The following is a 25,025-nucleotide window of genomic DNA, read 5'->3' as shown; positions in this document are numbered from 1 at the left end:
TTAAAATTTTCTGTTCATTTGTATTTCCGCTTACATTTTTTCTTCCAGTTCCTTTATCAAATTTTTCAAAAAATCATGATTTTTTTCCGTAACTTCGACAAATGATCCCCAAGACGATTTTGCTCTTGGAATCACTGTACTTTTATCCCATTTATTGTTTACATATTTGTAAAAATCATCTTGCGGTCTCACACTTTTATCTAAATCATTAAACAGTTTCTGATCATTAGGCTTTAAAAATTTTGTCTGCTGCTGCTCATAAAAATCCCAAAATTCTATTTTTTTTGTATTTGTTTTTTTGTTACTTCATTTACTTTTTTTTCATTTTCTACATTCGTATTTTCTTCCGCAAAAACACTATTTGCGGCTATTAAAATTGCCCAAATTATAAATATTTTTTTCATTTTTTATTCCTTTCACTCGATTATCTTTTTTTTGATTTATATATTTTCATTTTTTATAAATTACTTTTTAAATTATATCATTTTTTTTCAATAAAATCAAAAAAAATAACTCCCATAAATTTTTAAATTTAAAGGAGTTATTCTTTTGTTTCATATTATGACAAATAATTTAAACCATTTTCAGCAAATCCTCTTCAGCTTAGTAAATCGCTCTGAATCCGATACCTCCTCTTACATTTTCTCCCTTTGTATCGTATCCGGCGTTTACTGTCACTCCAAATCTTGTGTTCTCAAATCCTAAATTCAAGTCAAACTTTCCGTTTCCTTTCCGATTTTCCTTATCTCCGCGAAGTTCATAGTGCGGCGCATCCGCCCCTCTCAATTTGGCTTTGTTCTTGACATCATTCACTTCCCCAAGCTCATTTGTATAGGCGGCTGCCAAACTTGCTTTCAGGCTGCTCTTTAATCCCACAGGCTGTCTGTAGTTGAATGAAACTCCCGCTTCCGGCTGCACTGAAATGTAGTCGTTTCCTCTCACTTCAAGCGCCATCGGCCCATCTTCCTTTATTCCTGTGTATCTTCCATATTCCAAGTTTAGCGCCCCGTATGGTCTTATGCTTGTTCTCTCGCTCGTTCTGATGTCCTTTCCAAGTTCATTTCTTAGCGCCACTCCATATGTCGCGTAATCTGATTTCGCTTCAAATGTGTCGTCTACAACCCAGTATCTTCGCTTCATATGGTTCGCTCCTGCAAACGCTTCCCCTGATATTGTCCATTGCAGTGAGCCATTGTGGTCTTTTGCTGGCGATACTGTCTTAAAGATTCCAGCTTTCATCATTGTCTGGTCTTCCCTTGATCTTCCCAAATCTTTGAATTTAAAGTGGTTTGTTACCGCTCCTGCATACCATCCTGTCTTGTTTCCAAGCGTCACGCCTTCCTTCTCGTGAACATAGGCCACCCCGTAGGCGTTGCTTGCGTAGTCTACCACTCCAGCTGTGTCTGTCTTGTATTCCCCTCTCTGACCAAATGCTTTTATCTTGCTGCTGTCTTTCGTAGGATTTTCCCATTCATTCTGCAGGTAGCTGAACTCGTTGTTCAAAATATCCCCTGTTTCCTTTGTTCTCTGCTGGATATTTGAATACTGGTGACCCTTCATCTCGTCAATCGCTTGTGCCAGTATGTGACCTTCTCCGCCAGTTAGGCTGCTTATCTTGTCGAATATCAGTTTCTCCTGTGTCCCCAGTCCTTCGACTCCGTATCTCTTTTCAAGCCCTGCCAGGAAGTTGTATGTCTGGTCATCCCCGTCTTTTGCAAACGCTGTATAAGGAACTTTTACCAGGTACACCTTGTCCAGAAGTCCTGTCGACGCATCTTTCGTAGGCTGCGCCATCCAAGTAAGGCTCGGCGAAGTTACGTACAATGTCGTTCCTGCTGTGACAAGCCCTCTTAGCGCATCATTGTAGGGCTTCAAAATGTTGTCCCCTATTTCTATGGCTTTAGACGTTGTGTATCTCGAAGCTTCCGGTCCAAAGTACAGGCTTATATCCTCAAGCCCGACTAAGTTGTTAAGCCCCTGTATCGGATTTGTGTAGTTTACCCCTGACGTGTCCACATACATTCCGATGCTTGTCGCTTCCGAAGCTGACGGGAAGTTCTGCATATTGTTTACCGCCAGATTCAATGTTGTTATCCCTGATGGCGATGTCACCGTTACTGACACCGGATTCGGTGCTGGAGTGTCTGTGTCAACTTTTACTATCGGTATCACATTCCCTTGCGCATCTGTCACTGTCACAGGCGTCATTCTTGGCGGAACTTTTATTGTCACTCCTCCCATTTCCTTCATGTCATCCGCTGTCACCACTTTTATTAGCGGTGTCGAAGTTCCTGTCTGGATTGCCCCTGTTATCGGGTTTCTTCCGCTTGAATTTTCTTCAGCGTTCGGGAACGACTGAGTATCTGCCCAGATCCCTGCACTCTTAATATCTGAAGCCGCTATGTTTATTGTCCCGTAGTTCTTTATGTAGCTTCCGTTTGAAAGATAAATACCTTTTACTCCTCTAAGTCCTGATACAGTTGTCTGGATTGTCCCCCAGTTTTCACCATGTGCACCCCTGTCAAGATACATTCCTATCGTATCTCTTCCCGATAGGTTTATAGTTCCATAGTTTATTGCTTTTGAGCCAGGCCCTACTGCATACATTCCCATTGTGTTCGCCTTGCTTACTTCTATTGTCCCTCTGTTTATGATTGTTCCTTCATTTGAAGTTTTATTTGTTGCCTCATCATAGTATCCTGTTGCCATACCTACACCATATTCTTTTGCACTTGTGTTTGAAGGTCCCACTTTTATTGTTCCAAAGTTTGTCGCTACTCCGCCGTTTGTTGAATAAATTCCTACGTTACCGTTTCCATTTGAGAAGTCTATTGTTCCGTAGTTTTCAGTAGTCCCGTTTCCATAAAGTCCGTAGTTTCTGTCCCCTGATGATGTCAATGGAGTGTAGTTTACTATCTTTCCTGTATTGTCATTCTGGTAAGCATAGATTGCATCGCTTCCAAGAGTTACTGGATTTGCGTATGATGTTATCGTGTTCCCTTTTCCTGCGTCCACAAATCCAAATGAGTCATCTCCTATGCTAAATGTGGAACCTGCATTTGTATTGATGTTTTGATTAGAACCAACCGTATAAATACCAATTGCTTTATTATTCCCAACTGAAATAGTTCCATCATTTGTTATATCTCCATCGTTGGAATAAATACCTACATTGGCATCTCCAACAGTAATTTTACCGCTTGATGTATTATTTACAGTTTTACCGTAAATACCAACTGCATCAGTTACACCTGTTGCTGTTGTTACTATACCATTATTTGTTATTGCATTTAAACTAGATGAATACATACCAGTACCTTTATTTGCTGTTATGTTAATTTTTCCATCATTTGTTAAAAATCCACCTGTTGTTACCATACCAAAATTGGAAGCACCTACCTCAATTGATCCAGCTGCTTGGTTTGTAGCCGCTCCATTTACAGTATATACTGCGGTATTTTTAGTTCCTGTATTAAATTCAAGTTTTCCAGCATTTGTAATTGTTCCGCCAGTTTGGTATAGACCAATTACTCCATTACCTACAGAAGTTAAATCCTGTGCATTATGTACATTTCCATTTGTTGCATCAGAATAAATGAAAATAGAACCGTCATCTAATGTAATTGGATTGCTTCCATTTGAATTTGTATAATTTAAAGTATTCACATCTTTAAAGAAATATCCATAAGAGTTTTTACCAAGATTACTTTGAACTAAATCATGCACATCTATATTTACAGTTGAAGCTGTACCACGAGAATTATCTACAAATACTCCTGTTGCATTGTCAGCTGGTGTTGACCCGCTTCCACCTTTTATCAATTCAATCTTAGCGCCAGGATTAACTTTAACATCTCCTGTACTTGAATATAAGGCAACTCCTGAATCTCCAACTGTTATACTTGAGCTGCTTCCCAATTCAATTTTATCTTTTCCATAAATTCCTATTGTTTTATCTATTCCTTTAATAGTTCCATTATTTGTAATTGTTCCTTTAGCACTTGTATACATTCCAACATTGTTATTAGAATTATTTAAATTAATTTTTCCAGTTGTGTCATTTAATATATCGGAATTATCTCCAACCATTGCAATGTTATTATCTCCAGTTGTTGTTATATTTCCACTATTTTTTGCTTTTTTATCTAAAACTGCCAAAGGATCTTCAACAGAATACATTCCTATTGACGATACTCCATTAATTGTAATGTCACCTTTATTTTCTGTATTAGCTTCTGAACCGACTATGCCAAACGCTTTTATTCCGTCCATTGTTATAGATTTACCACTATTATTAGTACCTTCTGCACCGTCTCCAACATAAATTCCAATTCCATCATTGATTTTACTTGTGATAGTTCCATCATTTACAGCTTTTGAAGCTACTGTATGTGTCTTGTCATCAGTTCCTATTGCAACCAATGTTTTTAGTGCAGGTGTTGTAGAATTCATTGTAATTGTTCCTTTGTTAGTCAAGGTTCTTCCGTTATTTACTCCAAGAATATACCCTTGACTGACTAAATTAGTTGATGCTGCCACATTAGGAGAAGCCCCATCATGAACAGTTGTTCCATTATTTACAGTTATATTTGAGTCATATATTGAAACTTTATTTAACTTATTATTTACGTCTGACAAATCATAATTTGTTTCGTCTATTTTTACATCTGCCCCTTTTACTGTTAAATATTGATAATCTCCAGTAAGTGTCGCTACTATTTTACTACTATTTTGTAAAGTTGGACCTGTTATAGGTGTTATATTACTGAATAATACATTTTTATTTGCAGCATCACTTACGTCATCTAACAATAAACTTGAACCAGGCTTCATTGTCAAAGCTATTCCATTTCCTGTTCCTGTATTAATCCATTTATCTAAAAATTGAGCAAATGTAGTTCCACCTGAAAATAGATTATCATTAGTATAGAAAGCAAATGAATAAGCTCCTATTGAGGCAGTACCTGGATTATTTGTTACATCAAATTCTCCTGCAGTACCTCCTGATGTTGATGGAATATTATAAAATAAAATTGACCCAGCTTTATCAGTTCCTGAAACATCGGCATTCAATCCTTTTAAAGTTTGCTTAGAACCGTCATCTGCATAAAGTCCTACTCCACCATCAGAAACATTTAATGTTGCTGAATTTGGAGTACCACTACCTATATTAGTAGTTGAGTTTGTACCATTTTTAGAATAGACTCCCACTGAATTTACTCCAGTTGCTTTTATTGTTCCACCTTTGAAATCAAAGGTTCCTTTATTTACAACTCCTACATTGTTTGCATATGCTGTGATAGTTCCGCCATTTTGTTCAGCAAAAGATTCTTTATCATTTGTATACATACCTATTGAACCTTTACCACCAACATTTATAGTTCCACTATTTCTAATAATAGTTTTGAAATTAGTTACAGATCCAGAATCATCCTGTGCCATCATACCAACGTTTTTTCCACCATTAATATTAATAGTACCAGTATTATTACCTAAAATATTTTTTCCACTAGCTGAAGGAATAGTACCACCATTACTATCGACGTCCAGAACATATATACCAACATTTCCTTCTCCATTATTAACATTTATTGTCCCATTATTTATCCCTTCAGGACTCCCTTCTGCATTACCCATTGGTGGTGTTGTATCATAATAACTCTGAATTCTTATCCCAGCATTACTTTCAGCAACGGCATTAGAAAAATTAACTGAATTATTAGGATTATTGAACAAATTATATGCTTTATCAATAGTAATATTTCCATTATTTGTTACAGTATCATCATAAATTGATTCCAATAAAATTCCTGAATTATTATAACCTCCTACATAAATTTTACCATTATTGAATATTGTATGTTGTGAAGACCATTTTGCTTCTTTTAACTTTGCCATACCCGCAGATGAACCATAGCTTTGACTTGCAGGTAAACCATCATTGGTCCTACCAATAGTTATTCCTGTATCATATGAACCTGAAATTAAGATTAAACCATTATTTGCCATATAAGAAGCTACATTAGAATTTGGATTATAATCACTATTATCAACTTTTATAGCCTGACCTGATAATTTCATTCCATAAGAATGTGAACCATCTAACTGAATATAACCATTTTCTTTATTATTAGCTCTAACTAATGAACGATCATTAGTTGGACCTGGTACACCACTTGGTCTATGTTCAGCAGCAACTTGTATTCCTGTCGAATAGTCTCCACTAAAATGTATTACGCCTTTTGGAGTAAAAATATTTCCATTAATATTCGTATCTTTTAATGCAGTAGAAATTGAAGAAAAAGTAGGACTGCTAACAGCAGCATTCAATTTACTATCAAAGTCATTAAAGAAACTAGGAGTACCTGCTGTATCTCCATTAAAAAATTCATAAAATGTCTTTCTTGTGTAATTGACTGTTTCTTCAGTAGTTTGTGCCAAACCTACTTTATAACCAGTTTTTCCTTTATCATTTACATATACAACCTTACCATAAGGCAATGTTGCATTTACATTATTTCTTAAAGTTCCTGAGTAGCTACCTTGTGGAAGAATTTCACTTTCGTCACTAATACTTCCTACATTTGTAATATTTGTAGTTATATTACCATCTGTATATGAAGTTTCCTCATTTACTATAGCGGCTATTGCAGGTCCTTTTAAACCAATATTAGCTTGATTTTCTAATTTAAAAGTTAAACCAGGTACACTATTCCTAACATCATCAATATAGGCAAATCTACTTCCTCCACCATAAAAGTTGGAACCCAGTATATTATTTGCTGTTGCATTTCCAATCATAGTTATTGTTGTGTTTGAAGTATTATATATAGGATTACCCGTAACATCTTCATTTCCAGCAAATTGATAGTATGAAATATATTGAACACTACTAGGAGTTGCTGGATGAATATATGATGTTTGAGAATATGAATTTAAAGATAAATCCAATAATGTACCATCACTACCATTTGTATAATATTTACGTGTACCATGAGCTCCATTATCTAATGAATTAGGAAAAACTAAAGTAAAACCTTCAACCTTTTTCATACTAACAGTAGGAATATTAACTTTTGGCGGTGTTATAGATGGAACCGATGCAGTCGATGGTGTCACACTCGACACATTAACATTCAAAGTCGGTGTTTTTATAACTGGAGCTGAAGCGCCAGCTATAGCATCTATAGTTACAGTTTTTGGTCTAACCGCCGCATCCACAGGCACAGCCGAAATCGGTTCAATAACCCTTTTCAACTCAGTAGTCCCCTGCTTTGCTCCCGCATAAGTCCCGAACTTGTCATTTTCTCTCGCATATTTTATAGCTTCCTTTTTATCTCCACGACCTTTGTAAGTCCCTTTCCAGTCGTTATACACATAGTTTGAACCGAACTGAAAACTGCCCCAAGGTGATTTTACTACGTGATCCCCCTGTTCCATTAACTGAATCAATTCTAAATTCGTATTTCTCAAAAGTTTATTGTTTTCCTGCCTTGCACGCTTAAAGTCCTTTTGCAGCTGGAATATTGACATGTTTATCGCTTCCTGCTGTGTCTTGATTTCATCCGAGTAAAGATTAAGTGAAATACCGCTAAGCATTATTAGCCCAGTAAGTAAGAAAGTAATAAGTGCCGAATCGGTGTATTTAAAATCTTTAACTCTTTTTGCAAAAGATTTCAATTCTTTTTTTAGAATTCTCAAATCATTTGTCATACTTTTACCTCTTCTTTCCTAAAATTAAAAAATCCAAAAAAGCTATCAAGAATAGTTTTAAATGAGTGAGTGAGTGGTTAATAATTTTTTCAGTTTCTTCAATTTTATTTGTTTTTATTTCTTGAACCATTAACATTATAACAAAAAAAAAAAACAAGTATTTTTTTAAGAAATAGCAAAAAAATTTAAATAAATAATAATTTTTTTATTTATTTAAAAAGGAAAAACAAACGCAATTTCAATATTTATAGGTATAGCGTAAAAAAGTTTTTTATTTATTTTAGGAAAAAAATTTTTTTATTTTTAGTTACAAAAAAAAGACACTACTTCAATAGCAGAGTCTTAATTTTTGTAATTTACCTATTTCCATATCAAATGACTTTTTTCAAAATCACTACATCTCTCATCTTTTAATTTTAAACTACAATTTAAAAAATTCAGTCTATCAGATTTTATTATTTCATCCTCTAAATTAATAAACTCTATTTGCAAACAACCTTCACTTCTTTTCCATAGAACGCAATTCCAATTTTTGAAATATTCTTTATCCCTCTTGCCTTTAATCTTGTGTCATACTTCTTTTCATCAATTTGTTTCAGTGCTTCGTATGCCTTTTCTTTCATTCCCTTCTTTGTTTTTGATATTGTGAACTACTCCCGCTTTTAGAAGCGGGAGCTTCTTGGGAAGTACCTGCTTTTGCTAGCCAAATATATTTACCAAGCTCTTCGGGCAGTCCCTGCCCTGTTTTCTTTTATTTTTCTAATATCCCATTATTTCTTTTCCAACGTTTCTTATATTCAGTGCCGCATTGTAATCTCTATCAATTTCAATCCCACAGCACTCACATTTATAACTTCTTTCTGATAATTTCAGCTCCTCTTTAACGTTTCCACATCTACTACAAGTTTTCGACGATGGAAACCACTTATCTATCTTCAAAAATTGCTTTCCTAAAAACATCAGTTTATACTCAACCATCCTCAAAAACATTCCCCACCCATTATCTCCTATACTTTTACCAAAATTTAATGCCTGGCTCATCCCTTTCATATTCAAATCCTCAACAACTACAGCATTATACACTTCAGACAATTTTTTCGATAATTTATGCAAAAAATCCCTTCGACAATTTTTGATATATTCATGCAATTTTGATATTTTCGATCTTTGCTTATACCAATTTTTAGAAAATTTCACTTTTCTTGACAATGATTTCTGTAATTTCTTCAATTCTTCTTCCAACATCCTAAAATATCTTGGATAATCAGCCCTTTGGTTTTCAGAACTGACAAATAATTCAGGCATTGAAAAATCAAGCCCAATTACTTTATCGCTACTTGGTATTTTTTGAATTTCTTTTTCAAATTCTGTCAAGATGGAAACATAGTAATTTCCATTACTGTTTGTCAATGTTACCGACTTTATTCTATAATTCTTTGGTATTTCTCTATGATATTTTAATTTTATTCTTTTCAATTTTGGCAAGACCAAATATTTATTCTCCTCAATTCGTATCGAATTGTTCACACAATTTGTTGTATAACTTTTAACATTATTCTTTTTAGATTTGAACCTTGGAAACTTTGCTCTCTTCTGAAAAAAATTCATAAACGATCGTCTTACATTTAATTGAGCATTTGAAAGTGCCAAACTGTCTACTTCTTTTAGAAATTGATTTTCACTTTTCAAACTGGCAGGTGTAATTATTTTATTTTTTCCAGTCTCTTCATAAATTTTATTCGCAGTGTACAAAATTGTATTGTAAATAAAACGAACACATCCAAAAGTCTTGTTTATCAATAATTCTTGCTCCTTATTTGGATAAATTTTGTATCTGAATGCTAAATTATATTTCATAAAATTACACCTCCTTTTGATTTTGAATATTATTTTTAATTATTTCTTTAGAAATTTATCATTAGTGATTTCTCTTCGATATTTTATACAAAAATTGTATCATAGACATATCCTTTTTTCAATTTTTTTACAAAAAAAGCAATTCATCTCCCACTTGTAGAAGTCGGAGACTTCTTGCTATCTTTTTGTTAAAATATCAGTCTTTATTTCTGTTCCAAAAAATCTATCTAAAAACATATTTCCAAAATACTTTCGTATTTCCTTGTTTGGTATTTTTAAATTGTAAATATTCGTATATTCTGAAGTTACGTCTATCTCTCTTTGCTTTTCATCCTTTGTCAAATATCCGCTGTATAAAAGTAGCTGCCATATTTCATCATCACTGTTTAAAAGGCTTTTTATCGTAGTCCCATCTGAAATATATTTTTCAATACTCTCCCCTTCAGTAAACCTTTTTAAATCATCGTAAACACTTTCTCCAGCGTGATAAAGCATATTTTCTAAAAGCGTATTTCCTGAAACATTTGCCCAGTACGCTTTTATTTCTTTTTCTCCCGCATAATTCACAATGGACCAAGGATTGTAAATTTTTTTGTTTCCAAAAATGTATCCGTCATACCATTCTCTGACTTCTTCTATTCTGTATTTCATATTAAAATAATCAAGCATTTCAATTACTTCACTTTCAAGAAGTCCAAAATACTCTGAGTAATTTTTACTTAGAATTGTATTCACATAAAGATTATTTAATCCTGAAAATATTCCTTCTTTTATAATCCTTGTTATTCCAGTTAAAATACCATATTTTAAGGAATCATTTGTTTTTAATGCTGAGCTGTAAAATACTTGGAAAAAGTTTATTGCTTCATTGTAGTATCCTTTATCAAAAGCATTTATTATTGCAGCATCGTATTCATCTATTAGGATTATTACTTTTTCTCCGTAATATTTACACAAATAATTCGATAAATCCAAAAGCGAGGTTTTAAAACTTTCTTCACTATCTGTCATTTCCCAAATTTTATCAAATTCTCTTTTTTCAACAATATTTAATTTTTCTCTCACAAATTCGTATTCATTAAAAATTTTATACATTGTTTTTTTTAAATTTTCAAAGCACTTTTCCCAAGTATTTCCCTTCAAATCTTTTAGTGAAATAAATATAACAGGATATTTCCCCTGTTCACTCATATATTTACTGCTAGATATTTTTAAATTTTCAAAAAGTTTTCTATTTTCTTCTTTATTTTTTACATCGAAAAAGTATTTTATCATCGACATATTCAGTGTTTTTCCAAATCGCCGTGGCCTTGTAAAAAGTGTAACTTTTGCTTTGGTTATTAATATTTCATCTATTAACAAAGTTTTGTCAATATAATAATATCCGTCTTGTATCAATTCTTTAAAATTTTCAATTCCTACGGGAGCCGCTTTTTTCTCCATAAAATCACTTCCTCACTTTTTTATTTTCTTGAATTTAATATTATTTATTTACTAAATGACTTATGTCTTCAAATTAGCAATCTCTTCTATATGAATACTATCATATGGAAACAGTAAAGTCAATTTTAAATCACGACACTTTTCATACGGAGTATTTTTATGTGTTGACAAAATTAGCTTATTGAAAATAAGTGGTGGTACATAAAAATATCTGTCCAACTTTTTGAAGTTGATTCGCAAATTAATCAATAAATAAAGACCCTTATTCAATAAGAACAGAGTCTTTATTTTTACTGCTTTTTTTACCCTCTTAACTGGTTTTTCCTCAAAACTATTATACCGCTCATTTTTTTAATTTAATAAAAAACTTTCTGAAATTTTAAAATAAATTCTAAAATGCTGGAATAATTCTTCCTTCATATTTTTCTTCAATATATTTTTTTACTTTTTCACTTTGCAACGCTTTCATCAATTTTTGTATTCTAGGGTCATTTTCATTACCTTTTAGAACAGTTACAACATTTGCATAAGGCGAATTTTTATCTTCCTGCAAAATAATTTCGTTTTTAGTAACTCCCGCATTAATTGCAAAGTTTGAATTAATGATTGCTCCTGCAACTTCAACTAATCTCGGTGCAATTTGTTCATTTGACAAAGTTACAATTTTAATTTTTTTAGGATTGCTTGCTATATCTTTAGTTGTAGAATCCAATTTTTTGTTATCTTTCAATTTTATAATTCCCGCTTTATCAAGCAGAATTAAGGCTCTTCCACCGTTTGTCGGATCGTTCGGAATAATTAGTGTATCATTCGGTTTCAAATCTTTTATATTTTTAATTTTTTTAGAATAAAGCGCCATTGGTTCCAAGTGCACATTTCCAACTGAAACTAAAGGAATGTTATTTCTTTTTGCAAAATCTTCCATATATGGAACATGTTGGAAAAAGTTTGCGTCTATACTTTTATCCGCAAGAGCCTTATTCGGCAAAATATAGTCGTTAAATTCAACAATTTCCAAATCAACTCCTTGTTTTTTCAAATCATCTTTTACTAATTTTAGGAACTCTCCATGTGGAACTGGAGTCGCTCCAACTTTCAATTTTTCCCCTTTTCCGCAAGACACTACAAATAGTGCAAGTGCAACTAACAATGCTAATATTTTTTTCATTTTACATCATCCTTTCTTTTTAAATTAAATTAAATTTTTTATTTATACTTTTTTTCTTTTTTCAATAATTTTATTTACAATTGTATCTCCAATAAATTGTATAATTTGAACTAAAACAATAATAACTATTGTAGCTTGCCATATAATTGCATAATTTTGATTTTGATAACCATCCATTACAGCCGAATTTCCTAATCCTCCACCGCCAATAGTTCCAGCAAGTGCGGAATACCCAATAAGTGTGATAATTGTCAAAGTAATTCCATGTACTAACGAAGGCAATGCTTCTGGTATCATCACTTTTAAAATTATTTCTTTAGAAGTTGCTCCCATTGATTTTGAAGCTTCTATTAATCCTTCATCCACTTCTTTTAATGCTCCTTCAATTATTCTTGCAACAAATGGAGCAGCACCTAACGCAAGTGGTATAATAAACGGAACACTTCCAATGGAAGTTCCCACAATAAATCTCATTAATGGAAGCAACAAAACCATTAATATAATAAATGGAATTGATCTTGTTATGTTTACCAAAATAACATCTAAGATTTTATGCAGTGATTTATTCGGCTTAATTCCTTTCTCTTCAGAAGTAACCAACAAAATTCCTATTGGAAAACCAATAATTAATGAAATTAAAGTCGCAATTCCAACCATATAAATTGTTTCCCAAAGTGGTACAATCATATTTTGAAATTGAAAAAATTCTATCCAATCAAATCTCATAAATTATAACACCTCCGAATCTATTTTATGTTTTGTAAGCCAATCTATAATTTCGTGAACTTTTTTTTCATTCGCTGTAATTTCAATAAGCAAATTTCCAATTATGATGTTGCTTACTTTGTCAATAAAGCCACCTAAAATATTTACTTCCACATCGAAAGTTCTTATAAGTTCTGCAATATAAGAACGGCTAACTTGCTCTTCGTTATATTTTAATTTTAATCTCAGTTTACCGCCACTGCTATTTTCTTTTCTTCTCTTAATTTCTTCTTCCGTTCTAAAAGTATCGTGTGACAAGTGAGCGACAAATTCTTTAGTTAGTTCATTTTTGGGACTTAAAAATATTTGTTTTGTAGTTCCACTTTCAACAATTTCCCCATTCGACATAATCGCAACTTTGTTACATATTTTTCTAATCACTTCCATTTGGTGAGTAATTAAAATAATAGTTATCCCAAAATCTTTATTTATCTGTTTTAATAAATCTAAAATTGAATTTGTAGTTCTAGGGTCAAGCGCTGAAGTCGCTTCATCAGACAGAAGTATTTTAGGATTATTCGCTAAAGCCCTAGCAATTGCCACTCTTTGTTTTTGCCCTCCTGAAAGTTGTTCAGGATAATTTTCTTTTCTGTCTGAAAGTCCAACAATTTCAAGCAATTCATCCACTCTTTTATCAATATCAGCTTTTTGCCACCCAGAAATTTCTAGCGGAAACGCAACATTTTGTGCAACATTTCTCGAATTTAGCAAATTAAAGTGCTGAAATATCATTCCAGTTTTTTTCCTGTATTCTCTAAGTTCCGCTTCATTAAATTCCAAAATATTCTTTTTTGAAAAATCAGAGTCTGTACCATTTGAATCAGCATTTTCTTCAACCAGAATCTGTCCTGAAGTCGGTTCTTCAAGCCTATTTAATAGCCTTATAAGTGTTGATTTTCCAGCGCCGCTAAGCCCCATAATTCCATAAATATCGCCCTTTTCAATCTCAAGATTTATGTTATTTACTGCAAAAATCTCTTTTCCATCGGCTAATTTATACTTTTTTACCAAATCTTTTATTTCTATAAAACTTTCCAACCATTTTCACCTCTTTCATATTTATTTTGCTTCTAATATTTTTGAATAATTTTAAAATTAGAATTATTATGGTTCATTATATCATTTTTTATGTGTATATGCAAACGTTTTTTTGATTTTTCAAAAATATTAATAAATTGTATTTAAAAATTCTTTTACACGATGAGATTCTGGATTTTCAAAAATTTGTTTAGAAGTTCCTTTTTCCAATATTTTCCCATTTTCCAAAACGACAACTTTATCTGAAATTTCTTTCACAAAATTCATCTCGTGACTTACAATTAACATTGTTATTCTTTCGTTCTTCAATTTTCTTATAATATCTAAGACTTCTTTTACAAGCTCTGGATCAAGTGCCGAAGTCGGCTCATCAAAAAGCAAAATATCAGGTCTAAGTGCCAGTGCTCTAGCAATTGCCACTCTCTGTCTTTGCCCTCCCGAAAGCTCACTCGGAAAATTATCAATTTTATCGGCAAGTCCAACGACTTCCAAAACTTCTTTTGCAATTTTTGCAGCTTCACCCACAGAAGATTTTTTCACCAATTTTAGCGTTCTCACAATATTATTTCTCACCGTCATATGCGGAAATAAATTGAATGATTGAAAAACCATCCCTGTTTTTAACAAAATCTCTTTTTTTAATTTTCTATCCTTCAAATTTTTCCCTTCGATAAGAATATCGCCATCGGTAATTGTCTCCAAATCAATGATACATCTCAAAATTGTAGACTTCCCACTTCCTGAAGGTCCTATAAGCGAAACGACTTCCCCTCTATTAACAGTCAAATTTATATCGTGCAAGACTTCATTTTCACCAAAATTTTTTCTCAAATTTTTTACTTCAATTATTTTTTCCATTATTTAACTCCCAATTTCTCTTTTTTCTGCCCAATTTTATATTATATTCTAACTTTATTTCGTTTTTCAATAACTTTAAACAATCTGTCAATACAAAAACTCAAAATCAAATAAATGATAATTGCACAAATATAAGGAGTTATTGTGTAAGAAATATTCGCCAAATCTTTTGTTCTCTTCATAACTTCTGTAACAGCCAAAATATACATAAGCGATGTGTCTTTTATAAGGGTAATTGCTTCATTTCCCAAAGTGGGAAGTACTCTTCTTAGCGCCTGTGGCAAAATAATATAAATTATTTTTTGCCAATATGTATAACCCAAGACTTTTGCAGCTTCATGCTGTCCTTTATCAATGCTCTCAAGCCCACTTCTTATAATTTCAATAAGATATGCTGCATAATTTATCACAAATGTTATTGCAACAGCCATATAAGCCGTCAAAGTTATACTATATCCTTTTATTTTTATAAGCGGCAATCCATAGTACACCATCAAAAGTTGTAGCATAAGCGGCGTTCCACGAAAAATCCAAGTGTAAGTTGAAATCAAAAATTTTATAATTTTATTTTTCCCAGTATATGACAGCGCACCTAAAATTCCTAACGGGACGGAAAATACTATCGTTGTTATATACAACAGAAACATACTTGGCAATGTCTTTACAAGTTCAAAAAATATTTGAAAAAAGGTCATTTTTTCCATATTTAATCTTTAAACCATTTTGAATAAATTTGCTGATAAGTCCCGTCTTTTTTCAATTCTTCAATTGCCTTATTAATTGCGTCAATTAATTTTGCATTTCCTTTTTTAGCAGCAACTGCATATTCTTCTTGCCCAAAATCTTCTTTTAAAATTTTATATAACTCTTTTTTAGCTTGTGTTTCTTTTACTTTTTTTGTATATTTTGCCAAAACTTCATCTGCTACAATTGCATCCACTCTTCTAGCATCTAAATCCATAAACGCCTGGTCATATTGAGCGTATGTTTTAAATTCTTTAAATTTCTTGTCAAATCCAGATTTTTTCACAGCTTCTTCCCCACTGCTCTGAGTCTGGCTTCCAACATTTTTTCCAATTAAATCATTTTTATTTTCAATTTTTTCACCAGCTCTTGCAACAATAAGTTGATGCACTGTCAAATAAGGATTAGACATTTCTGTCTCCTTTTTTCTTTCATCCGTAATAGTAAGTCCATTCCAAATCAAATCTATATTTCCTGCATTCAAGTCCAAAATTTTAGAATCCCAGTTTATCGGTTTAAACTCAACTTCACTTCCAATTTTTTTAGCAACTGCACGAGCCAAGTCAATGTCAAATCCCACAATCTCACCTTTTTCATTTTTGAATCCCATCGGAACAAATGAGTCATCAAGTCCCACAATAATTTTTTTTGGGATTCCATCTTTACTAACTTCTTTTTTTTCATCTTTTTTAACACTGCACATTACAAACAACAGCGCCGCAATCATCAGTAACAATACTTTTTTCATTTTTTACCTCCATAATTTTAATATTTTTCCTTCAAAAAACATCATTTTTCAAATAAACAAGGCTTTCCTTTGATATACATTATTTTACCATAGATAATTTGAAAAAGCAATGGAGCCAAAATGAAAAAAAGATCTTTAAATAAATAATTCAAAAAAAATCACAATCAATTAAATTAAATTTAAGACTGTGATTTTTCTTAATATTTTAAATATTTTAGAATGTCCTATAATATTTTTTATTTTTTATAAAATTATTTTACAGATGCTTCATAAATTTCTTTAATAGCTTTTGCCAAATCTTTATTAAATTCATCATCGCTTTGTTGTGCTGACAATCCTTCAGTCAATGCTCTTGAAAAACTTGCGATAACTCCTTTATTTTTAGCAAGAATTTCGTTTGCTTCTTTTCTTGGGTAACCTCCTGATAATGCGACAACTCTTACAACTCTTGGATGTTTTGTCAAATCTTCATAAAAGTTTTCAACTGTTGGAAGTGTAACTTTTAACATAACATTTGAAGTTTCAGGTAATTTATCAAGATGTTTTTTGATTTCATTTTTCAAAATAGTTTCGCATTCTGCTTTGTCAACATTATGAATATCTACTTCTGGTTCAATAATTGGAACAAGACCAGCTGCAATAATTTTATCTGCAACTTCAAATTGTTGATCTACAACTTTTGCAATTCCTGTTTGAGACGCTTTTTTAATAACAGAACGCATTTTTGTTCCGAAAATATGTCTTTCATTTGCTCGGCTCAAAAGATCGTCCAATCCTGGGATAGGTTTCATAATTTGAACTCCATCTTCCAATTCTTCTAGTCCTTTGTCAACTTTCAAGAAAGGTAAAACTCCTTTTTCTTCCCACAAAAAGTCAGCTGTATATTTATCGTCAATTTTTCTATCCATAGTTTGCTCAAATAAAATAGCTCCTACAATTTCTTTATCACTAAAAGCAGGACTTTTTATGATTCTTGTTCTCATTTTATGAATTAAGTCAAACATTTCCGTATCATTAGAATACTCGCTTTCATCAATTCCATATAATTTTAATGCTTTCGGAGTACTTCCACCACTTTGATCCAATGCTGCAATAAATCCTTTACCATTTCTCATTCTTTCTAATCTTTCTTTCATCGCAATAATCCTCCTAATTTAAAATAGTTTGATTCACAAACTTCTCTTTCTATTTTTATGATAACACTTTTTTTTAAAATGTCAAGAGTAAAAAGTAAAATTATTTTTATTATTAATTTTTCAAAAATTACATAAAGTTCCAACTTTAAATTTTATTTCTCCATTTCCCACCACTTTCAATTTTTTAATCTCAACTGCCGTTTTTGGAAATAATTCTGATTCTTTTTCAGAATCTATAATTTGAAGCACAACCGTTGCAATTTTAACATTTGTTCTTTTTGCAAAAAATTTTGCATTGAACAGAAGATTTCCATCAAAATTAAATTCTCCCGTCAAAAGTAAATTACTGTAAGAAGTTTTGGGATTTGAAATAATTTCAAACTCCGTTTCGTAATCAATATTTACTAAAAGATATTCCATCAAATTGAACTCATTTTTTTCAAACATCTTTTTTCTCCTCTTAAAATTTTATATATTAAGTATTTTAGTTATGTCACATTTTTTGTTAACATATCAAAAAAACAGGAGAAAGTTTATCTCCTGTAAAAAATTATTATTTCATTATTAATGTTCCATAGATATTTTTTAAGTCTGTTTCACTTCCTAAAATATTACTTGCATTTTTGACTGTCGCTTCAATATTTTTGGCTCTTATGGATTTTATCATATTTTCTATGCTTTCAGTCAATATCTTGGCATTTTTCTTAAGTTTCTCATAGCTTTCCTTGCTTATATTTTCTTTTCTAGCATCTTCAAAAGTTAGAATTTCAATATTTTTATACGATTTTTTTACTTCTTCTTTTAATTTTTCCAAATTTGCAATCTCATTTTCATCGTAGCTTAAATTATTTTTTGAAAATGCCTCTTCTGAAAATTTATTTATGTCATTTACAAATTGAACTACACTTGATTTAACTTTTTTATTATTTTTCTCAAATTTTTCAGCTAATTTTTTATTTAACAAAATCGACATTTCCTGCAATGAAGTTGTCAAAATTTTGTCATTTTCTTTTCTTGTCTGTGAGACCAGTTTATATTTATCATTCAATTCTTTTACTTTTCCCAAATTATCTGCTTTATACTCACCTTTTTCAAAATAATCGTCTATCTCGTTTAGCACCTTTTGTTCTTCAACAAGCGATTTCAAAAGATTTTCCGCATTTTTGTCAATAGTTTCAAATTTTGGATTTCTTTGCATCACATCTTCCAAATCTCGAATTTGGTTTCCCAGCAATTTTACTGAACTTTTTATATTTTCAATGGCATCATTCCCTTTTAAATTAGTTAAAACCTCTCCATTTGCATTTTTAAATTTTCCCTCATCAATTCCATCAAATAGCATAAGCCATTCATCTGAATTAGGTACTTCGCTTATTCTCACATACTCCGTATATTTAGATAAACGGTCGGAACTTAAATCATCTTTGACATAAGTAATTTGCGCTTTATCTTTTGCACCACTTTTACTGCCATCCTTTTTTCCGCATGAAACTGTGACGAGTAATGCTAAAACTCCAATAAAAATATTTTTTTTCATAGTTTTGCCTCCATTATTTATAAAATTTCAACTTTTGCATTCAAACTATAGATAACATCTTTTCTTTCAACTATAATTTTAACTTTTTCACTCAGATCTATATCTTTTTTTATTTTTTCTAGCAACTTTTTTGCAGGATTAATTGCAATGGCGTTTCCCACATTCTTAAACATTGTCAAATCACCCGTCGTATCTCCATAGGCGTAAGATTTCTTTAAATCAATATTATATTTTTTTACGAAATCAGAAATTGCTTTTTGCTTGCTGTCGGCATCCCACATCGGCACCACTTCCCCCGTAAAAATCCCATTTTTATTAACTTTATAAATAGAAGCGCGATAATCCTTGACTCCATATTTTATAGCAAGTTTACTTACCAGAAAATCTGGGCTCCCGGAAATTATGATGACCTTATGATTTTCATTTTTGTGAAATAAAAGTCTTTCCCTTGTATAGCGATAGACTTTGTCGCCTTTTAATTCCATCACCCTTTTTGCTATAAAATCCATATCACTTTTACTAAAATTTTTTAACGCTTCTGTATATGTTCTAACCAGCTCATCTAAATAATCATCATAGTCTCCAGTTCTATTTTCCCACTTAGAAAATTTTTCTTTTACTTTCAGCTCCCAGCTCGTCATATCTATATATTGATATTTCAGTAACATTTTAAAATGTTCAATTAATAGCGAATCTCTGTAAATCGTCCCATCTATCTGAACCTCCCACTTCTTGCGTCGCAGGGTTCTTGGGTAGTAGTTGCTTTTTTTAGCCAACTAAATTTACCAAGCTATCCCCATAGTTCCTACGGTTCATATATTCTTATTTAAGCACTTATTTCTAATATCCTTAGTCCTTCTTTTAATATGTTTTTTGCTGCATTTATATCCCTATTATGTACAGCTCCACAGAATGTACAAGTCCATTCTCTTACGCTTAAATTCTTTACTTTTTCGTTCTTATATCCACAACAGTTACATATTTGACTACTTGCAAAAAACTTATCTACTCTTACTATTGTTCTTCCATACCACTTCGCTTTATATTCCAGTATTCTACTAAATTCACTCCATGATACATCTAGTATATTTCTTGCTAATTTATGGTTTCTTACCATATTTTTTACTTGTAAATCTTCCATACAAATAATATCATATTTTCTTATTAGCTCTGTCGATAATTTCTGCAAAAGTCTTTTCTTTGATTTGTTACTTTTTCATAGCATTTTGCCACTTTTATCCTAACCTTATTTCTATTTGAACTGCCCTTTGGTTTTCGTGACAGTTCTCTTTGTAATATTGCTAGTTTATTCAAAGATTTCTGTAAATATTTTGGATTTTCTATTAAGGTTTCATCACTGGTAATCGCAAAGTCCTTTATACCTAAATCTATTCCAACATTCTTATTTGTGCTCTCTAGTTTTTTTACTTCTACATCTTTACAACATAGAGACACATAATATTTTCCACTAGGTGCTTGTGTTATTGTTGCATTTATTATTCTTCCTTGTGGCTTCATCTTATCTCTTATTTTTAGTTTTCCTAACTTAGGTACTTTTATCCATTTACCTAAAAACTCTATATTATTATTAGTATAACTAGTTCTGTATGATTTTCTATTATCTTTCTTAGATTTAAACTTTGGATAACCCTTTCCACTAAAAAAGTTCTTATAGGCTACATCTAAATCTTTTAAAGAATTTTGTAAAGAAAATTTGTCCACATCTTTTAACCATTTATTTTCTTCTTTTAAAACTGTTAGCGCTTTACTACACTCACTATATGACATAGATTTTTCTCTTTGTTATACAATTCCTGTTTTAAACCTAAAAAATGATTATAGATGTATCTTACACAACCAAAAGTACAATTTAACTTTTCTATTTGAGTTTTAGTTGGATAAAATCTGAACTTGTATGCTTTTTCCATTTGATTTCACCTCCATTTACTTATACCTAAGTATACTATTTTTTATACTGTAAGTAAATGAAAAAAGTAAAATTTTTCTAAATATATGAACCTAAAAACCGACTTAGTCGTTTTAGAGGTTGTCGTTCACATAAGTACGCTACCACTTATGCAGTTCTCTTATGAACTTCTTAATATTTCTATTAAGCACAGACTATATCTTATCCCACAGCTCTACCTGTTTGGGTCTACCCACTTCCACGAAGCTTTTCGTGTACTTCCCTCAGGAGGAATAGTCGTTGAACCTTACCTTGCGGTCTTGGCTGCTGATTGCCCATTATCTTAACACTTAGGGTTTAACCTTATGTCATCTAGTATATTTTTTCTGCTTTCGCAACGTTCACACTTGCCTCTCTCCTTAATTTGTTAAGGTGGAGTTGCTATGTTGTAGTTATACTAGCTTTAGGGGTTTCCAGCAATTCGAGCAGTATTGGGTAACTTCTTTTAAGTTGCTACCTCTACATACATATTTCTATATATGCTGACTATACTTAATGGTCTAACTCACTTCTTTTGTTGCAAGTGTGCGACCATATTTTTAATCAAAAAAAGCCGCTATATTCTTCGTCATAACTATTCTCCTTAAAATTCATTTTTTTTGTGAGAAATATTGCCATAAATACTACTATAAAAATACCACATATATTTAGAAAAGTCAACTTTTATTAATAAAATTTTAACGTAAAAGCAAAAAGGCGTTGATTTATTTTTCTAATCTGTTCTAAGTGCTTCCATAGGTTCCAATTTTGCCGCTTTTTTAGCTGGATAAACTCCAAATACAAGTCCCAACATTGTAGAAACAAATATACATACAAACACTACACCTGGACTTAATATTGGAGATGTCTTAATAAATATACCAATTAAAAGTGCTAAAGAATACCCAATTATAACTCCAATTATACCTCCAAAAAATGTTAAGATTACCGCTTCAATCAAAAATTGCACAAGAATGTCCTTCGTTCTGGCTCCCAATGCTTTTCTTAGGCCAACTTCCCTTATTCTTTCAGTAACGCTGACAAGCATAATGTTCATTACCCCAATTCCACCTACAAATAGCGAAATTCCAGCAACTCCGCTTATAAATAAAGTTACCATATTTAAAATATTATTAAATTGATCTAATCCAGAACTTTCTGATCTCACATTATATATGTCAGGAGAACTTCCTCTTCTTGACATCAAATCTTTAACTTCCGCCATTGCGATATTTAATGAATTTGCAGAAGCCACCTTTACTTGCAGTTCTTCAAACTTATTTTGCTCTCCTCCATTGACAAACACTAAAAACTGGTTTGGTATAAGTCCGCTCGATGGCGCACCTCCTCCACCTCCAAAATTTAGACTTGAATAGGGATCTTTATACACTCCGACAATGACTAATTCATATCTGTTCTTTTTAAAGTTTAGAGTTACCTTTTTTCCTATCGGGTTTTCATCTGGATACAGCTGCTCTGCTGTCGAACTGTCAATTATTATGAACCTTCCATCTTTTTTATACTCACTGGGTAAAAATTTTCTTCCTTTTACTATAGTAAAATTTGATATTTTAAAATAATCTTGCGTAACTCCTGTTCCCATAAACATTTTTGTATTTCCATCAACTTCAATTCTGGCAAAGGCACTGGAAGTTGGACTAACCGCTTCAACTTCTTCTATTTTTTTTATATTTTCAATATCTTTTTCTGTCATCAGATCTTCGCTTTTATAAGTTTGTCCAGGAGAGGTATCAATCGAAACATTGAAATTTCCCACTCCTAGCTTATTTAAGTCTCCCGTTATGTTTTGCTTCATTCCAGCTCCCAATGATGACATCATAATAACTGCTCCAATTCCAATTATTATACCTAACATCGTCAAAAATGACCTCACTTTATAACTAAATAAATTGGATAAAGACAACTTTAGCGATTCCAAAAAATCCATTTACACTCCTCTCCGGTTTACGACAATTTCATCTTTTTCAATTACGCCATCCTTTAATCTAATAATTCTTTTACAATGCTCGGCGACATCTTCTTCGTGAGTTACCATAACAATCGTTGTCCCTTTATCGTTTAATTTTTTAAAAATTTCCAAAATTTCTTCAGTCGATTTGGAATCCAGATTTCCAGTTGGCTCATCTGCCAAAAGTATATTTGGACTATTAATGATGGCTCTTGCGATTGCAACCCTTTGTCTTTGCCCTCCAGACATTTCATTTGGCTTATGGTGAATTCTATCTCCAAGTCCTACACTTTCAAGTGCTTCTATCGCCCTTCTCATTCTTTCTGACTTTTTTACCCCTGCATAAAGTGCTGGAAGTGCAACATTTTCAACAGCATTCATTTTGGGAAGCAAATTAAAAGTCTGAAACACAAATCCAATTTTTTCATTTCTTACTTTTGCCAGTGCATCGCCTTTTATTCTAGAAACATCTTGACCGTCTAAAATATATGTTCCTGAAGTCAGACTGTCAAGGCAGCCCAAAATGTTCATAAGAGTAGATTTTCCACTTCCACTTGGTCCCATAAATGCGACATATTCTCCTTTTTTGACTGATAGATTAAGTCCTTTTAATACAGTCAATTCCAAATTTCCATTTTTATACGTCTTTACAACATCTTTTACATCTATCATAGATTTATAATTCCTTTATCAGATTTTAAATTTTTTTACATAATTTTACATAGGTCCAGGACCTCGCTGCATCACCTGCTGGTACACTTTCTACATTTTGTTGTTTTATTATTTTTTTGTTATCTTTTTTAGGTTTTTTAGGATCAGCAATTTTTATTTTCTGACCATCTTTTAATGTTTCGTCAACAATAGAAATTATATTATCTCCTAAGCTTAATCCAGAAGTTACTTCATAATAAGTTTCATCACTGATTCCTACTTTTACTTCTCTTTTTGTAATTTTTTTATCCTTTCCAACTATAAACACAAAATATTTTCCATTTTCATTTATTACTGCGCTATACGGAATTTTTATAATATTTTTTCTCTCTTTATAAAAAATTGTGGCACTTATTGTAGTTCCTGGTCTTAAATTTTTTGTATCGTTCATTTTTATAGTAACAGTCGTGTTACTTTCATCTAAATTCTCACTTTTTTTAGCCACTCCTGAAATTTGCGATACATATCCTTCAACTTTTTCTCCTTTAGGCAATGCATCTGATGTAATTTCTACTCTTTGTCCCACTTCTATATCTTTTACTTGCGTGTCTGATAAACTCACTTCCACTTTCATATTTTTGGAATCTGATACCTTGAATAAAGTTGTTTCAGTATTTACTTTATAATTTTCATCGGCGGTCATCTCTGTAATAACTCCATCTACTGGACTTGTTATTTCATTTTTTATAAGCGTCATATCTTCCTGCAATGTCGCTAGTTCCAATTTTGCAGTCTTTAACGCTGTCCTTGCATCTTCTATGTTAGTTCTTTCTTCGCTATCAACGGTATCTGATTCTAGCCTAGAAGTTCTTAATGCTTTTCTTGCATCATCCACATTAACCCTAGTTTCTCCTCCAACTTTGTAAAGCTCTTCAGCGTTATGCAAATCTCGTGACTTTTGCTGAATTTCCAAACTTTTAGTTTCTTTTTTTCTTCTAAGGGAACTTTGAGCACTAGCTAAATTTCTTTCATATTTTTGAATTTCCAAATTTTTCATCTGTATTTTTCTTAAAGTTTCATTTTTATCAGCTGGATAAAATGTAACAACTACATCTCCCTTTTTTACATTATCACCCGTTTTAAAAAATACATCTTTTACTCTTTGGCTGGAACTCGTATAAACTGACACTACATTATCCGATACAACTTGCCCTGTCTTTGAAACTGATAATGAAATATCTCCCATACCAACTTTTGTTACTTCATATTCTATTCCTTCTTCCTTTTTTCCACAGCTGATTAGACAAAATAATAAAACAACAAAAATCGAAAATATTTTTGCAATATTTTTTTTATCTTTTAAAATATAATTTTTCTTCACAAAATCACCTCTTTTTATTTTTTCTCTTTTTATGCTATTCTTTATTTAAAAGTAAACTTATTATAAATTCTT

The 25,025-nt window shown here is 31.8% G+C and carries 18 protein-coding genes and 2 pseudogenes; all 20 read right to left on the bottom strand.

The features are described from left to right. Window positions 1–30 precede the first annotated feature (30 nt). Window positions 31–192 carry a hypothetical protein gene (locus AB8B22_RS04800; protein ID WP_369711865.1) on the bottom strand — a complete coding sequence of 54 codons (162 nt, stop codon included), beginning with the start codon at window positions 190–192 and terminating at the stop codon, window positions 31–33. Between the two features lie 83 nt (window positions 193–275). Continuing rightward, window positions 276–404: a hypothetical protein gene (locus tag AB8B22_RS04795; RefSeq protein ID WP_369711864.1), complete on the bottom strand. Its 129-nt coding sequence runs from the start codon at window positions 402–404 to the stop codon at window positions 276–278. A gap of 199 nt (window positions 405–603) precedes the next feature. Then, on the bottom strand, window positions 604–7,713 hold the full coding sequence (locus AB8B22_RS04790; RefSeq protein ID WP_369711863.1) for an autotransporter-associated N-terminal domain-containing protein: 7,110 nt from the start codon (window positions 7,711–7,713) through the stop codon (window positions 604–606). Window positions 7,714–8,195: 482 nt separating this feature from the next. Beyond that, window positions 8,196–8,363 (bottom strand): annotated as a pseudogene (locus AB8B22_RS04785) (PD-(D/E)XK nuclease domain-containing protein); the annotation flags it as partial. Window positions 8,364–8,472: 109 nt separating this feature from the next. Next, on the bottom strand, window positions 8,473–9,570 hold the full coding sequence (locus AB8B22_RS04780) for an RNA-guided endonuclease TnpB family protein (protein ID WP_369711862.1): 1,098 nt from the start codon (window positions 9,568–9,570) through the stop codon (window positions 8,473–8,475). 177 nt (window positions 9,571–9,747) lie between these two features. Next, window positions 9,748–11,013 (bottom strand): AAA family ATPase, encoded by a 1,266-nt coding sequence (locus tag AB8B22_RS04775; RefSeq protein WP_369711861.1) that lies wholly within the window; start codon window positions 11,011–11,013, stop codon window positions 9,748–9,750. A gap of 391 nt (window positions 11,014–11,404) precedes the next feature. Then, complete coding sequence (locus AB8B22_RS04770) at window positions 11,405–12,181, bottom strand: MetQ/NlpA family ABC transporter substrate-binding protein (RefSeq protein ID WP_094080386.1); 777 nt, start codon at window positions 12,179–12,181, stop codon at window positions 11,405–11,407. Window positions 12,182–12,223: 42 nt separating this feature from the next. Then, on the bottom strand, window positions 12,224–12,907 hold the full coding sequence (locus tag AB8B22_RS04765; protein ID WP_094080385.1) for a methionine ABC transporter permease: 684 nt from the start codon (window positions 12,905–12,907) through the stop codon (window positions 12,224–12,226). 3 nt (window positions 12,908–12,910) lie between these two features. Continuing rightward, the gene (locus tag AB8B22_RS04760) at window positions 12,911–13,984 is read right to left on the bottom strand and encodes a methionine ABC transporter ATP-binding protein (RefSeq protein ID WP_094080384.1); all 1,074 of its coding nucleotides are present in this window, start codon (window positions 13,982–13,984) and stop codon (window positions 12,911–12,913) included. 129 nt (window positions 13,985–14,113) lie between these two features. Continuing rightward, complete coding sequence (locus AB8B22_RS04755) at window positions 14,114–14,833, bottom strand: amino acid ABC transporter ATP-binding protein (RefSeq protein WP_369711928.1); 720 nt, start codon at window positions 14,831–14,833, stop codon at window positions 14,114–14,116. Window positions 14,834–14,883: 50 nt separating this feature from the next. Further along, a complete protein-coding gene (locus tag AB8B22_RS04750; RefSeq protein ID WP_094080810.1) occupies window positions 14,884–15,537 on the bottom strand; it encodes an amino acid ABC transporter permease in 654 nt (217 codons plus the stop codon). Window positions 15,538–15,548: 11 nt separating this feature from the next. Continuing rightward, a complete protein-coding gene (locus AB8B22_RS04745) occupies window positions 15,549–16,334 on the bottom strand; it encodes an amino acid ABC transporter substrate-binding protein (RefSeq protein WP_369711859.1) in 786 nt (261 codons plus the stop codon). A 251-nt stretch (window positions 16,335–16,585) separates the two neighbouring features. Continuing rightward, on the bottom strand, window positions 16,586–17,470 hold the full coding sequence (locus AB8B22_RS04740; RefSeq protein ID WP_314079584.1) for a fructose bisphosphate aldolase: 885 nt from the start codon (window positions 17,468–17,470) through the stop codon (window positions 16,586–16,588). A gap of 120 nt (window positions 17,471–17,590) precedes the next feature. Beyond that, a complete protein-coding gene (locus AB8B22_RS04735) occupies window positions 17,591–17,917 on the bottom strand; it encodes a hypothetical protein (RefSeq protein WP_369711858.1) in 327 nt (108 codons plus the stop codon). Window positions 17,918–18,023: 106 nt separating this feature from the next. Then, complete coding sequence (locus AB8B22_RS04730; protein ID WP_369711857.1) at window positions 18,024–19,007, bottom strand: DUF3829 domain-containing protein; 984 nt, start codon at window positions 19,005–19,007, stop codon at window positions 18,024–18,026. 17 nt (window positions 19,008–19,024) lie between these two features. Then, window positions 19,025–19,783 carry an HAD family hydrolase gene (locus AB8B22_RS04725; RefSeq protein ID WP_369711856.1) on the bottom strand — a complete coding sequence of 253 codons (759 nt, stop codon included), beginning with the start codon at window positions 19,781–19,783 and terminating at the stop codon, window positions 19,025–19,027. 50 nt (window positions 19,784–19,833) lie between these two features. Next, window positions 19,834–20,935 (bottom strand): annotated as a pseudogene (gene tnpB, locus AB8B22_RS04720) (IS200/IS605 family element RNA-guided endonuclease TnpB). A gap of 750 nt (window positions 20,936–21,685) precedes the next feature. Further along, window positions 21,686–22,900 carry an ABC transporter permease gene (locus tag AB8B22_RS04715; RefSeq protein WP_369711855.1) on the bottom strand — a complete coding sequence of 405 codons (1,215 nt, stop codon included), beginning with the start codon at window positions 22,898–22,900 and terminating at the stop codon, window positions 21,686–21,688. Then, entirely contained in the window at window positions 22,901–23,593 is a 693-nt protein-coding gene (locus tag AB8B22_RS04710) for an ABC transporter ATP-binding protein (protein ID WP_068157739.1), read from the bottom strand. A gap of 25 nt (window positions 23,594–23,618) precedes the next feature. Next, on the bottom strand, window positions 23,619–24,953 hold the full coding sequence (locus AB8B22_RS04705) for an efflux RND transporter periplasmic adaptor subunit (protein WP_369711853.1): 1,335 nt from the start codon (window positions 24,951–24,953) through the stop codon (window positions 23,619–23,621). Between the last annotated feature and the right edge of the window lie 72 nt (window positions 24,954–25,025).

The organism is Leptotrichia rugosa (genome assembly GCF_041200005.1).
In the GTDB taxonomy this organism is placed as follows: domain Bacteria; phylum Fusobacteriota; class Fusobacteriia; order Fusobacteriales; family Leptotrichiaceae; genus Leptotrichia; species Leptotrichia rugosa.
This window is presented reverse-complemented; position numbering and strand designations above follow the sequence as displayed.

Bases quoted from the DNA above. Each gene is read 5' to 3' on its own strand.
- AB8B22_RS04745 (WP_369711859.1), bottom strand. From the start codon at position 16,334: ATGAAAAAAGTATTGTTACTGATGATTGCGGCGCTGTTGTTTGTAATG.
- AB8B22_RS04740 (WP_314079584.1), bottom strand. From the start codon at position 17,470: ATGAAAGAAAGATTAGAAAGAATGAGAAATGGTAAAGGATTTATTGCA.
- AB8B22_RS04730 (WP_369711857.1), bottom strand. From the start codon at position 19,007: ATGAAAAAAAATATTTTTATTGGAGTTTTAGCATTACTCGTCACAGTT.
- AB8B22_RS04795 (WP_369711864.1), bottom strand. From the start codon at position 404: ATGAAAAAAATATTTATAATTTGGGCAATTTTAATAGCCGCAAATAGT.
- AB8B22_RS04780 (WP_369711862.1), bottom strand. From the start codon at position 9,570: ATGAAATATAATTTAGCATTCAGATACAAAATTTATCCAAATAAGGAG.
- AB8B22_RS04770 (WP_094080386.1), bottom strand. From the start codon at position 12,181: ATGAAAAAAATATTAGCATTGTTAGTTGCACTTGCACTATTTGTAGTG.
- AB8B22_RS04790 (WP_369711863.1), bottom strand. From the start codon at position 7,713: ATGACAAATGATTTGAGAATTCTAAAAAAAGAATTGAAATCTTTTGCA.
- AB8B22_RS04710 (WP_068157739.1), bottom strand. From the start codon at position 23,593: ATGATAGATGTAAAAGATGTTGTAAAGACGTATAAAAATGGAAATTTG.
- AB8B22_RS04735 (WP_369711858.1), bottom strand. From the start codon at position 17,917: ATGTTTGAAAAAAATGAGTTCAATTTGATGGAATATCTTTTAGTAAAT.
- AB8B22_RS04750 (WP_094080810.1), bottom strand. From the start codon at position 15,537: ATGACCTTTTTTCAAATATTTTTTGAACTTGTAAAGACATTGCCAAGT.
- AB8B22_RS04775 (WP_369711861.1), bottom strand. From the start codon at position 11,013: ATGGAGAAAAAAGCGGCTCCCGTAGGAATTGAAAATTTTAAAGAATTG.
- AB8B22_RS04765 (WP_094080385.1), bottom strand. From the start codon at position 12,907: ATGAGATTTGATTGGATAGAATTTTTTCAATTTCAAAATATGATTGTA.
- AB8B22_RS04715 (WP_369711855.1), bottom strand. From the start codon at position 22,900: ATGGATTTTTTGGAATCGCTAAAGTTGTCTTTATCCAATTTATTTAGT.